Source organism: Pseudomonas sp. CJQ_9 (genome assembly GCF_043106615.1).
Taxonomy (GTDB): domain Bacteria; phylum Pseudomonadota; class Gammaproteobacteria; order Pseudomonadales; family Pseudomonadaceae; genus Aquipseudomonas; species Aquipseudomonas juntendi.
Map to the genome: position 1 here is coordinate 1 of NZ_JBICMS010000041.1, position 12,711 is coordinate 12,711.

The following is a 12,711-nucleotide window of genomic DNA, read 5'->3' on the forward strand; positions in this document are numbered from 1 at the left end:
CGAGGTCACCCCCGTGGCTTTCGGTCACAACCTGGCGGCCAATTACAGCGCCATGTCGTTCTCTGGCTTGCTTTCAACCGGTTGGCTTGGCGCAACGGTGGTACCGACGCTGGCGTCGATCACCGGTGGCTTCTCCAGTTGCAGTACTTCAGCGGTGTAGTTCCACTCTTTCTGGGTGGCCGCTGCCGAATCATTGAGCTTGGTGCCGTAGCTCGGAACGATCTGCTTGATCTTGGCCTGCCACTCTGGGGTAGCGACCTTCTCCTTGAACACGGTTTCCAGCACGTTGAGCATGATCGGCGCAGCGGTCGAAGCACCTGGCGAGGCGCCCAGCAGGCCTGCGATGGTGCGGTCTTCGGAGGCCACCACTTCGGTACCCAGCTTCAGCACACCGCCCTTCTCGGCATCACGCTTGATGATCTGCACGCGCTGGCCGGCCTGCCACAGTTTCCAGTCCTCCTTCTTGGCGTTCGGGAAGTAGGTGCGCAGGGCTTCGAAGCGGTCGTCGTCAGACAGCATCAGCTGGCCAGCGAGGTACTCCACCAGCGGGTACTGCTCGATACCGACCTTGGTCATCGGCCACACGTTGTGGGGGGTGGTGGTGCTCAGCAGGTCCAGGTACGAACCGTTCTTCAGGAACTTGGTCGAGAAGGTGGCGAACGGGCCAAACAGGACCACGCGCTTGCCGTCCAGCACGCGGGTGTCCAGGTGCGGTACCGACATGGGTGGCGCGCCGGTCGAAGCAATACCGTAGGCCTTGGCCATGTGCTGCATGGCCACGGTCGGGTTCTCGGTTACCAGGAACGAGCCACCCACCGGGAAGCCTGCGTATTCCTTGGCTTCAGGAATGCCCGACTTCTGCAGCAGCTTCAGCGCGCCACCGCCGGCACCGATGAACAGGAACTTGGCGTCGGTGGCCGACTCGGTGCCGTCCTTCAGGTTCTTGTACTCGACGTGCCAGGAGCCGTCCTTGTTGCGGGTGATGTCCTGCACTTCGCTGGACAGCTTCAGGTCGAAGCCTTTCTGGGTTTGCAGGTGGCCAACGAACTGGCGGGTGATCTCGCCGAAGTTCACGTCGGTGCCGATTGGCGTCCAGGTCACGGCCAGCTTCTGGTTCGGGTCGCGGCCTTCCATCATCAGCGGGACCCACTTGGCGATCTGCGCGTGGTCCTCGGAGTACTGCATCGGGCGGAACAGCGGGCTGGCCTGCAGCGCGTCGTAACGCTTCTTCAGGAACTTGATGTTGTCATCGCCCCAGACGAAGCTCATGTGCGGGGTGGTGTTGATGAACGAATGCGGGTTCTTCAGCACGCCCTGGCGGACCTGCCACGACCAGAACTGACGGGAAATCTGGAAGGCCTCGTTGATTTCGATGGCCTTGGCGATATTGATGTTGCCGTCTTTGTCTTCCGGGGTGTAGTTCAGCTCGGCCAGCGCCGAGTGGCCGGTACCGGCGTTGTTCCAGCCGTTGGAGCTTTCTTCGGCCACGCCGTCCAGGCGCTCGACCATTTCCATCGACCAGCTTGGCTCCAGCTCATGCAGCCACACGGCCAGGGTGGAGCTCATGATGCCGCCGCCGACCAGCAGTACGTCGACTTTCTTGGTTTCTGCGGCGTGCGCTTGCATGCAGCTTGCAGCGACAGCCAGACCCAGCAAGGTCTTGCCAGCTTTCTTGAACATTGATCAATTCCAGTCATAAGAACAGAGGGAGGGCCTGTGGCTGGCCCAAGTAAAGCGTGTTCTTCAGCGCAGGCTTGTTATTGATCATTGTTCAGCAGCTAGAGAACGAGAAAACGACCCTGCCTTTTGTCGCATTGACGGACATGGCTGAATCGTTTTGCCGATTGTACTTGAAATGCCTGCACAAACAAATTGCAGCCCTTTACGTCAAGGCGGCAGGTTGTCCCACGGCGCGCAGGCAAAACATCTTGCCGATTGCAGTATTGCGCCGACAGCCCTACTATTGCGATCATTTCTCATTCGCACCCTTTCGCGCTCGCGCCGGATGCCGCCGTGGTTTCGATACCCGAGTTGAATCACCCGCTTCATCGCCTGTACCACAGCCATTCGCGCTGGCTGCTCGGCTTTTTGTACCGCCGGCTGGGTTGCCGCTGCGATGCCGCCGACCTGGTTCAGGACACCTTCGTGCGGATGCTCAAACGCCCGCTGCCGCAGGGTGGCGAGCGTGGCCAGCGCTCGTACCTGGCGACCATCGCCCGCGGCCTGTGCGTGGACCACTGGCGCCGGCAGAAGCTGGAGCACGCCTGGTTACAGTACCTGGCCCTGCAGCCCGAGGCCGTGCAGCCCTCCCCCGAACAACGCGCGATCATCGTCGAAACCCTGCACGAGGTAGATGCCATGCTGCTGCGCTTGCCGGGCAAGGTGCGCCAGGCGTTCCTGTTGGCGCAGATAGACGGCCTGGCCTACCGCGACATTGCCGCCCACCTGGGCGTGAGCGAACGCATGATCAAGAAGTACCTGGCCCAGGCGTTTCTGCACTGCGCCATTCTGGAAGCCGAACTTGACGGCTTGGTGGTGGAGTAACGGCATGACCGCACCCACGCACACGCTCAGCCACGCCAGCCTGCAGCAGGCCGCCCACTGGTACGTGCAACTGCAGGACGAACATGCCACCCCTCAGTTGCACCAGCAATGGCTGCACTGGCTGCAGCAGCACAGCGACCATCAGGCGGCCTGGCACTATGTGCAGCGGGTGGGCCAGCGCTTTGCCCCACTACAGGGCGAAGGGGCGGCGGCCAGCCAGGCATTGCGCCAGCAGGACGCGCGCCGCTTCAGCCGGCGCAGCGGGCTTAAGTCGCTGCTGGTACTGGGCGCGGGCTCGCTGCTGGGCTGGCGGGCCTGGCAAGGCGCACCACTGGCGGGTTGGGGGGCAGACCTGGCCACTGGTATCGGTGAAATCCGCGAAACCCGCCTGGCCGATGGCAGCCAACTGTGGCTGGCCGCACAAAGTGCCGTGGACCTACAGTTCACCCCGCTTAGCCGGGTGTTGGCGCTGCGCTTCGGCGAACTGCTGATGGAAACCGCCCACGACCCGCGTCGCCCCTTCTTCGTCGACACCGCGCAAGGGCGCATGCAGGCGCTGGGAACCCGCTTTGCGGTGTGCCAGCAAGGCGCGAACACTAGGCTGAATGTGTATGCCGGCGCCGTGGAGGTGTGCACCGCGCTCAGCGGTGAGCGCTGCATCGTGCAGGCTGGCCAGCAGGTGGATTTCAGTGCCGAAGGTATCGGCAGCACCCGCCCGGCACAAAGCGCAGGTGAGTCGTGGATTCACCACCGCCTGAATGCCGAAGACATGCCCTTGGCGCATTTGCTGCAAACGCTCGGGCGCTATCGCCATGGGCACCTGGGCTGGCACCCGGAGGTGGCGACGTTGTCGGTGATGGGGGCGTTTGCGCTCAACGATACCGACCGGGCGCTGGAATTGCTGCAAGCGGCACTGCCGGTGCGGGTGCAGCGGCTGACGCCGTGGTGGGTCACAGTCGAGCCGGCTTGATACCTGAACACCTTTGAAACCAGCGCCTTGCATCGCGCTGGATTCTTCGCGGGCATGCCCGCTCCCACAGAGACAGGGTGAACTCGAAGCCGGCGCAGTACCTGTGGGAGCGGGCGAGCCCGCGAAGCAGGCGACGCGGTGTTCATCAGTAATGAAAATTAATGCCAAGCCAGTTCCCTTTTTCCAATCGCGTTCGGTTAACCCGGCATAGCCCGTCCAACTCACCTTACCGACTCCAGAGACCCGCATGCCGACGCCCTTCCAACCCATACTTCGCCTGGCGCTTGCCGCGCCCCTTTCGCTGTGTGCCGCCGCACCGCTGATGTTGCCGGCCAACCCGGCGCATGCCGAACAGCCCGCCGAAACCCGCTTCGATATCGCCGCCGGCTCGCTCGCCAGCGCCCTCAACCAGTTCAGCAGCCAGGCCGGCATCTACCTGGCCGGCAGCAACGAGCTGGCCGCCGGCAAGCTCAGCCAGGGCCTGCAAGGCCGCTACAGCGTGGCCCAGGGCCTGGCCCGCCTGCTACAGGGCAGCGGCTTGCAAGCGGTTGCGCAAGGCAACGCCGGCTATGTGCTGCAACCGCTGGCCGAGGGCAACGCCCTGCAGTTGGAGGCCACCTCGATCAATGCGGCCACCCTGCTGGTCAGCAACGGCCAGAGCGACACGGGTTACCGTGCGGTCGCCAGCAGCACGGCCAGTAAGACCAGCAGCGCCCTGGCCGATACCCCACGCTCTGTCTCGGTGGTGACCCGCCAGCGCCTGGACGACCAGCAGTCACAAACCCTCACCGAAGTGCTGGGCTATGTGCCGGGCATTTTCTCGCCGCCCTTCGCCGGCGGCGATGGCCAGGCCGGCGACCTGTTCTTCATCCGCGGCTTCAACGCTACCGATTACGGTTATGGCCTGCTGCGCGACGGCCTGCGGGTACAGGGCAACCGCTACGACACCAGCAGCGAACCCTATGGCCTGGAGCGGGTGGAAGTGTTCCGCGGGCCGACTTCGATCCTGTACGGTGAAAACGCCCCCGGCGGCGTGGTCAACCTGGTCAGCAAGCAGCCCACCGCCGAGCCCCGCGGGGAAGTGCAACTGAGCTACGGCTCGCACAACCGCCGCCAGCTGGGCGTGGACATTTCCGGGCCATTGACCGATGCGGGCAATGTACTGGGCCGCCTGGTGATGCTGGGCCGCAACGCCGACACCCAGGTCGACCACCAGCCCGACGACCGCCTGTACCTTGCCCCCTCGCTGACGCTGAATTTCGATGATGACAACAGCCTGACCGTGCTGGCCACCTATCAGCGCGACCGCACCCTGATGGAGCTGGGCTTCCCCGCCGCCGGTACCCTGCTGCACAACCCCAACGGCAAGATCGACAAGGACCAGTTGTCCGGCAACCCGGACTGGGACAACTTCGAGCGGGAAACCTGGAGCCTGGGTTACGCGTTCAGCCACCGCTTCAACGACACCTGGCAGTTCCGCCAGAACTCGCGCTACCTGCAGTCGCGCATCGACCGCCAGGAAATGTGGCCAGGCACCCTGAACGACAATGGCTTCGGCAGCACCCTCGGCAACACGGCCTACGACCGCTATAACAAGTCCATCGCCTACTCGCTGGACAACCAGTTCGAAGGCCACTTCACCCCCGGCGCCTTCGACCACACCGTGCTGGCAGGGCTGAGCCTGGACCGCACCTCATTCAACCAGGACTGGGATGCCGGCAACGGCGGCACCATCAACGTATTCGCGCCGGTCTGGAACGGCAAGCCGAGTACGCCGACGCCTGTGCAGAACGCCCTGCTGGAACAGACCATGTACGGCCTCTACAGCCAGCTGCAAAGCAAGGTCGACCGGTGGGTGCTGCTGCTGGGCGGGCGCCTGGACCGGGTCAACAGCCAGTACCGCAACAAGGCAGGCACCCTCAACGCCGCGGCCGACATGAACAGCTGGGACAGCAAGTTCACCTGGCAAACCGGCGTGATGTACCAGTTCGACAATGGCCTGTCACCGTACGCCAGCTATGCCACCGCCTTCGCCCCGACCCAGCAGACCGAAAGCAGAAGCGGCCCACTCGACCCCACCACCAGCGAGCAGTACGAACTCGGCATCAAGTACGAACCCAAAGGCTGGAACACCGCCTTTACCGCATCGGTGTTCGACCTGCGCAAAAAGGACGATGTGCTCTACGACGCGGCCGTGGGTGACTACCGTCAGATCGGCGCCAGCCGCGCCAAGGGTGTGGAGCTTGAACTGAACAGCGACCTCAGCGAGCACGTCAACCTGACGGCCGCCTACACCTACACCGATTCGCGCATTACCAAGGACGTGGCAGGGTCGTTGTACGAAGACCACCAGATGACCGGCGTGCCGCGCAACCAGGCATCGGTATGGGGCACCTACCGCTGGCGTGACGGGCTGCTCAAGGGCCTGCAGCTTGGCGGCGGGGTGCGCCACTTCGACAGCACCTTCGCCTACACCCCGGCCAGCCTGTACGGCACGCTGGATACGGGTGACGTAACCTTGGTAGACGCCAAGGTAGGCTACGAGATAGACGACAACTGGTCGGTAGAGGTGAACGCGCGCAACCTGTTCGACAAAGAATACGTGGCAGGCTGCAATAACGCCGGGCGCTGCTACTGGGGTGAAGAGCGCACCTTGCTCGGCACCGTCTCGCTGCGCTGGTAACCCTTGCCGGGAAAACAGAAACCCCCGGCCATTTGCATGACCGGGGGCCTTGGATCACGCCGCAAGGGGCGCGATCAGGGTACCGCCAAGATTACTGCTGCTGAGGCAGTTTATCGATCGGGCCGCAGCCACCGATGATCTTGGAGATGGAAACCGAAGGGTGGAACAGGTAGTCGTAGGTGCAGTTTTTCGGTTGGTTGTAAACCTGGCCAGTGCAACCCGACAGCAGGGCAACACCCGAAACGACAGCAACGGCTACAGTGGCCTTGAACAGCTTTTTCATTACTAAGTCCTTTGAATGAAACATTTGCGGCCATCATCTGATGGCGGCGGGATGATACAGAACCTAGGCATTGGATCCAAGTCACACAGTGCAATGACGCGGTGCACGCCCGCCTCAAAAAGCCCAGCTATGCCGGGCCTGTGGGGCGAGAAACGAGCGCCACCCTGTGCATGAGCGAAATTTCGTCACGATGGCGCACACTTCAACTACATATCAAACGCTGACGGCAGAACGATCATGTCCCGAATGGTCACGTTGCGCGGACGGGTGAGCATATACATCACCGCGTCTGCGATGTCGTGGGGTTCGATCAGGCTACCGCTGGCCTTTGCCTTGCGCAGGTTTTCTTCCGGCCAATCGGCCAGCAAGGCGCTGCTGACCGGGCCCGGCGAGACCGCCCCCACGCGGATACCATGGTGCTTTACCTGCCTGCGCACTGTCTGCACAAAGCCGTTGATCGCCCACTTGGAAGCGGAGTACACCGGCTCCCACGGCACCGGGAAATGCCCTGCCACCGAACCGGTCACCACAATGTCACCTTGGCCGCGCGCTATCATGTGCGGCAGCACATCATGCACGTTCCTCACCACGGCATTGATGTTGAGATTGAGCATGCGGTCGATGGCTGCGACGTCGTTGTCGACAAACTCCCCGCCCACGTAGCAGCCAGCATTGGCGTGCAGGATATCGAGCTGGCCGGCCACTGCCAGGATGCCGGGCAACAGGGTCGCACAGTTGTCAGGGACGAGCAGATCGATCACCAATGGCGTGGCAGCCTCACCCAACTGCTCACAGACCCTGGCAAGTAATTGCTCATCTCGGTCAACCATGACCACCCTGGCTCCCGCGGCCACCATCGCAGTCGCGGTTGCCAGGCCTATTCCAGACGCAGCCCCGGTCACGGCCGCCACTTTACCCTGCAGGTGCATTCCCATGAGGCATCTCCCCACGCCCGCTCAAGGGCGCTGTTGTTATCATCATGTAGACGTTTACATACTTAACGGTATGCGTGCGGCAATATGTGATGCCAACGTGGGCAAGAATGTCAACGTCTACATTTGAATCGAAATATGTACGCGTGACTGGCCTGCGGGGTCAGAGCAACAGCTGGCCTTCGATTATTTGATTCTGGGGCGACCGCGAAGGGTCTTCTATCTGGTCGAGCAACATGTTGATTGCTCCGACACCCAGTTTTACGCTGCTATGGCTGATGCAGGGGATAGGTTGGCCGTAGATTTCGGCATAACGCACCTGGTCAATACTGAACAGTGCAATGTCCTCGCGGCTCAACCCCAATTCGCGCATCGCCTGCAGCGCGCCCAAAGTCATCAGCGCGTTCAGGCCGAAAATGACATCTGGCCACTTGCCGCTCTGCAGGTAGTTGCGTACCGCGTCCCGGGCTGGCGCCTGGACGAAGTCGCCGTGCACAACCTCCAGAACGGTCGCTTCTGGCCACTGTTCCAGGGCCCGACGAATCCCGGCAAGGCGCGACAAGGAAATGTTGGAGCGTTGCGGCCCGGCCACTACCAGCAAGTGGCGCAAGCCCTGTGCGAGCAGCGCCCGCGCGCCTTGATAGCCACTCTGCTCGTTGTCCAGGTACACACCGGCGAAGGGTGCACCCGTTAGCTGACGGTCAATCTGCACCACCGGGATCGACGACATCAGCAGCTTGGGCAGGTAGCTTGGCTGGTAGGTATCATCATCGCTGATGGCCGACAGGATCAGCCCCGCCACCTGATAACTGAGCAGCGTATCGATCGCCCGCGCCTCCAACTCTTCGGAGCCATCGGTATCGAACAGCATCAAGGTGTAGTCGCGCTTCTTCGCCTCGCGCGTGATTGCCTTGATGATCTCACCGTAAAACGGGTTCTCCAGGCTTGCCGTCACCAGGCCGACCAAGCGGCTCTCTCGGTTCTTGAGGTTGCGGGCAAAGGCATTAGGCACGTAGTTGAGTTCGCGAGCCACCTTCAATATTTGCTCTAACGTCTCCTTCTTGACCTTGTGCGGCTGGTTCAGTGCACGCGACACCGTGACGGTGGTCATGTTCACCCGCTTGGCGATGTCGGTGATGGTGGCTTTGACGGGTCTGGTCATGAACGCTCGGAAGATGGCGAAGGCACGGATACCTTGGTGAGCGAATTTTCGCCGATTCGGAGCCAACCGACAAATCGCAACGGATTGTAGGAGAAAAGACGCTGTGTTAGCTTCGCGAATGTAGACGTTAACATTGTACTGCCTCACGCTTGTTCAGCCTGCCCCTGCCATTGAGCAAGATCCGGTTGAACTGCCCTTGCAATGCTGACGAGCAACCCACTAGACCAACAACAAGGGTGTACGCATGGATTACGTGATCGGTGTCGACATCGGCACGCAGAGTACCAAGGCATTGCTGGTGTCGACGCAGGGCGAAGTGCAAGCCCAGGCATCAGCCAGCTATCAGGTGGAGCAGCCCCGCCCGTTGTGGGCTCAGCAATGGCCACAAGTGTGGCTGGATGCGGTGTACCACACGGTGGCCGCCAGCATCCGCCAAAGCCAGGTGCCAGCAGCTCGGGTCAAGGCCATTTGCATCAGCAGCCTCTACGGTGGCTCGGGCATCCCGGTAGACGCGGGCATCGAGCCGCTGCACCCCTGCCTGATCTGGATGGACAGGCGGGCTATCGCCGAGGCCGAATGGGTGCGTAGGCACCTGGACCTCGAGCAACTGGCGCGCATCACCGGCAACGGCGTTGACAGCTATTACGGCTTCACGAAGATGCTCTGGATCAAGCGCAACCTGCCAGAGGTCTGGGGCAGGACCCGCTACTTACTGCCGCCCAACAGCTACGTGCAATACCACCTGACCGGGGAACTGGCGGTGGACCATAGTTCTGCGGGCAATATCGGCGGCATCTATGACCTGGCGGCCCGCGCCTGGTCGCCCGACATGATGCAAGCACTGGGCATCGACCCAGCACTCATGCCACAACGCCTGGTGGCGCCCGGGCAAATTATCGGCCACCTGCTTCCGGCGGCAGCGCAACGGTTGGGGTTGCAGCCTGGCACGGCGGTGGTTGCTGGCGGTGTGGATGCGGCGATGGCAACACTGGCAGCCGGGGTTGTTGCTCCGGGCAACCATGTGGCGATGCTGGGCACCAGCATGTGCTGGGGCTTTATAAAACAGCACAGCGATGCAAGCCCGGGCCTGATCAACATGCCTTACGTGCAAGAAACCGCTACCACCACCTACAGCTTCGGCGGCGCACTGACTGCAGGCGCTGCAATCAGCTGGTTCCGTGAGCAGTTCTGTACCGAGGAAAAGCAGGCGGCGGCCCTGGCGCCCGGCGTCGAGGTGCACCAGTTGATCGAACGGGAAGCTGCCAAAACCCCTGCAGGTGCAGAGGGCCTGCTGTTCTTGCCCTACCTCATGGGCGAGCGCACCCCCATCTGGGACGCCAGGGCCTCGGGGGCCTATGTCGGCCTGTCGCTGTTCCATCACAAGGCCCATCTGTACCGCGCACTGCTCGAAGGCCTGGCCTTTGCCTTGCGCCACAACATGCAACAAAGCGGTGATGCGGGCGGCAACCTCGACCCGGAACTGATCGTGGTGGGCGGAGGCACGGCATCGGACCTGTGGATGCAAATCATCGCCGATGTCACCGGGCATGACGTGTACACGATCGAAGAACAGGTGGAAGCACCTTTAGGCGGCGCCGTTCTGGCAGCCATGGCAATAGGCGCGGTCGACAACGTCGAGGTCATCCGCCAGTGGCGCACCCTGCGCCTGCGGGCCCGGCCGGCGTTGGCGAACACAGCCTTGTACGACCAGATGTTTGCCCACTACTGCGCCAGCTATGACGCATTGAAACCGATCATGCATCGCCTGGCCGAGCTGGCAAAGCAGCCAGCACCTGCGCCTGCTGCCCTGCCCCCCATTGCGCAGCCACTTGCCGGCTGAGATCAATTACAAGAGAGATGCCAACATGCCCACATGGCTTAGCCAGCTGAAGCAACACAGCACAGTGGTCGCCGATACCGGCGACGTTCAAGCGGTCCGCCGTTTCGCTCCGCAGGATGCCACCACCAACCCGTCATTGGTGCTCAAGGCCATGCAGTCGGGTCATTACGACACCTTGCTCAACGACCTGTGCACCACTGCCATGGCCACCGGCTTGCCCACGCCGAAGGCGATAGAAGATGTGTGCGACCGCCTGGTGGTGGCCATAGGCTGCAGCTTGATGCGGTACGTCCCAGGCCGAATATCGAGCGAGGTAGACGCAAGGCTGTCGTTCGACACACAGGCAAGCATGATGAAAGCCCGGCGGTTGACCGCACTGTATGAGGCAGCTGGCGTCTCACGCGACCGTATCCTGATAAAACTGGCGGCAACCTGGGAAGGCATCCGCGCGGCAGCTGAACTGGAGCGTGAGGGTATCCAGTGCAATCTGACGCTGATCTTCAGCCTGGCCCAGGCCCGCGCGTGCGCGCAAGCCGGGGTGTACCTGATTTCGCCATTCGTAGGCCGCGTAATGGATTGGCATCGCAAGGCCCAGCCTGAAACAACGTGGGTGCCAGCACAGGAGCCAGGGGTGGAGCTGGTCATGGCCTGTCAGCATTTCATGCGCCGCTACGGCTTTGCGACATCGGTAATGGCGGCAAGCTTTCGCAACGTGGGTGAAATCGCTGCGCTGGCAGGATGCGATCGGCTGACAATCAGCCCCGCGCTGCTTGAGCAGCTGGCTGACACCGAGGGAAGGCTACCGGTGGCCCTCGCCGAAACCGCAGCAGGTGAGGCGCCGCCAGAACCACTGAACGAAGCTGGTTTTCGCTGGCACATGAATGAGAATGCGATGGCCACCGAAAAGCTGGCCGAAGGGATACGCGGCTTCACCCACGATCAACAGGCGCTGGAGGCACTTGTTAGGCAATGTTTCGGGGCATGAGGGTGGGTGCTCGCCCAGTGCGTGCCCCAACCTGAAAGGAGGGGCAATGCCCTCGGCAATGCAGGGTCGCCGAGGGCTTTGCTCCTCAGCCATCAACCGTCAATCGGTTTCCAGCTGGTATGCCTTGCTCACGAACACTGCCGCGAACAGGCTCTTGCCTTCCTTGAAGGTGTAGGTTTCCTCGAACTTGCCGTCTTCGACCAGCTTCTGCCCGATGGCACATTCGGAGTCGCTGTGGTTCTTCGCCTTCGCGCCGAAATCACTGCTCCACGATGACAGCCCCACATCCTGGCAGAATGCCGCGAACTTGGCCTTGGGAACCCGCTGCTGGTAATCGTTGAACGCCTGCTTGAGCGGCTTGAAGCCGCTGTAGCTCAAGGTGTAGTTCTCGACCTTGGCCTTGCGGGCAAAGGCGCTCACCGCCTCCGCCAGCACCGCCTGGCCGGAATACGCGCTGTAGGCGCCGATCACCATGGCACTCAGGGCGCTCTTGAGCTGGGTTTCAACATCGTCCAGCTCCGGCAGCGACTGGAACTCGGCCTTGCGCACGATCTCACCGACCTTGGAGCCGTCGTTGCGGTGGGTAACCACGAACGTCATCGAACCTTCACCGTCGCTGGAGCGCTTGATGGTGAAGTCCAGGTCGACCGTGGTACCAAACTCGCCGGTGCCGCTGACCAGGAAGGCACCGGTCACCGGCTGGCGCACGGCCATGTTGGCCCCCCAGTTGAAACTCGACGGGGCGGCGCGCCCGTTGGCGAGCAGCTCGGCCCGTGGCTGGATCTCGTCGCTGACATCGGCCACCAACACCACCTCGGCGCCCTTGGTGGCCACGAACGGGTTGCCCATTTGCATGCCCAGCAACTGCACATGGATGCTGCCGTCCTTGCTGTCCCCGTCATGGGCCAGCTTCAGCGCATCTGCCTTCAGGTACACGCCGGCCACATCACGGCTGGCGTTGAGCTGGTACTTGGCCCAACCGGCCAGGCCTTCCTCAGCCGAACCGCCCTGCACCGATTCCATCAGGCCTGACAGGCCGCGCATGAACTGCCGAGCCCCGTTGGTCTGTGCAGCGGCCACGCGGATCTCCGGGTCGGCCACGGTCAGGTTGCCGGAAAACGCCGAGTAGGAAATGTCGCCCTCGGACAAGACGTCTTCCAGGAAGTAGCGCTCCTTGAAGTCGTCGTAGTAGGCCATCGCAGCCTTCTTGCCCGAGCTGGAAAGCAGGGCATAGCCACCGCCAAGCACCAGCACCGCTGCGGCCACACCGCCCATCAGCAACTGCTTCTTGTTCATCTGTTTGATCATGGTG

The 12,711-nt window shown here is 62.2% G+C and carries 10 protein-coding genes; 5 read left to right on the top strand and 5 right to left on the bottom strand.

The window, feature by feature from the left end:
- Nucleotides 1–42 precede the first annotated feature (42 nt).
- A complete protein-coding gene (gene mqo, locus ACF8SD_RS07230; RefSeq protein ID WP_173887928.1) occupies nt 43–1,680 on the bottom strand; it encodes a malate dehydrogenase (quinone) in 1,638 nt (545 codons plus the stop codon).
- 333 nt (nt 1,681–2,013) lie between these two features.
- On the opposite strand from mqo, the gene ACF8SD_RS07235 reads away from it, so the two are divergent.
- From ACF8SD_RS07235 to ACF8SD_RS07245, 3 genes are all read left to right on the top strand, one after another.
- Nucleotides 2,014–2,544 (top strand): sigma-70 family RNA polymerase sigma factor, encoded by a 531-nt coding sequence (locus tag ACF8SD_RS07235; RefSeq protein ID WP_173887927.1) that lies wholly within the window; start codon nt 2,014–2,016, stop codon nt 2,542–2,544.
- Nucleotides 2,545–2,548: 4 nt separating this feature from the next.
- Entirely contained in the window at nt 2,549–3,514 is a 966-nt protein-coding gene (locus ACF8SD_RS07240) for a FecR domain-containing protein (RefSeq protein ID WP_173887926.1), read from the top strand.
- Between the two features lie 247 nt (nt 3,515–3,761).
- On the top strand, nt 3,762–6,197 hold the full coding sequence (locus ACF8SD_RS07245) for a TonB-dependent siderophore receptor (RefSeq protein WP_392484131.1): 2,436 nt from the start codon (nt 3,762–3,764) through the stop codon (nt 6,195–6,197).
- 91 nt (nt 6,198–6,288) lie between these two features.
- Here ACF8SD_RS07245 and ACF8SD_RS07250 read toward each other — a convergent pair whose 3' ends face one another.
- The 3 genes from ACF8SD_RS07250 to ACF8SD_RS07260 all read right to left on the bottom strand — a co-directional run bounded on the left by ACF8SD_RS07250 (nt 6,289) and on the right by ACF8SD_RS07260 (nt 8,574).
- The gene (locus ACF8SD_RS07250; protein WP_003254720.1) at nt 6,289–6,480 is read right to left on the bottom strand and encodes a YhfL family protein; all 192 of its coding nucleotides are present in this window, start codon (nt 6,478–6,480) and stop codon (nt 6,289–6,291) included.
- A gap of 206 nt (nt 6,481–6,686) precedes the next feature.
- The gene (locus tag ACF8SD_RS07255; protein ID WP_392484132.1) at nt 6,687–7,415 is read right to left on the bottom strand and encodes an SDR family oxidoreductase; all 729 of its coding nucleotides are present in this window, start codon (nt 7,413–7,415) and stop codon (nt 6,687–6,689) included.
- Between the two features lie 160 nt (nt 7,416–7,575).
- Nucleotides 7,576–8,574 carry a LacI family DNA-binding transcriptional regulator gene (locus tag ACF8SD_RS07260; protein ID WP_392484133.1) on the bottom strand — a complete coding sequence of 333 codons (999 nt, stop codon included), beginning with the start codon at nt 8,572–8,574 and terminating at the stop codon, nt 7,576–7,578.
- Between the two features lie 244 nt (nt 8,575–8,818).
- Here ACF8SD_RS07260 and ACF8SD_RS07265 point away from each other — a divergent pair, with 244 nt between their 5' ends.
- Nucleotides 8,819–10,414 carry an FGGY-family carbohydrate kinase gene (locus ACF8SD_RS07265; RefSeq protein ID WP_392484134.1) on the top strand — a complete coding sequence of 532 codons (1,596 nt, stop codon included), beginning with the start codon at nt 8,819–8,821 and terminating at the stop codon, nt 10,412–10,414.
- A 25-nt stretch (nt 10,415–10,439) separates the two neighbouring features.
- Nucleotides 10,440–11,399 carry a transaldolase gene (gene tal / locus ACF8SD_RS07270; RefSeq protein ID WP_392484135.1) on the top strand — a complete coding sequence of 320 codons (960 nt, stop codon included), beginning with the start codon at nt 10,440–10,442 and terminating at the stop codon, nt 11,397–11,399.
- A 99-nt stretch (nt 11,400–11,498) separates the two neighbouring features.
- Here the strand turns inward: tal and ACF8SD_RS07275 are convergent, their stop codons facing one another.
- Nucleotides 11,499–12,707: a hypothetical protein gene (locus tag ACF8SD_RS07275; RefSeq protein WP_392484136.1), complete on the bottom strand. Its 1,209-nt coding sequence runs from the start codon at nt 12,705–12,707 to the stop codon at nt 11,499–11,501.
- Nucleotides 12,708–12,711: the final 4 nt, after the last annotated feature.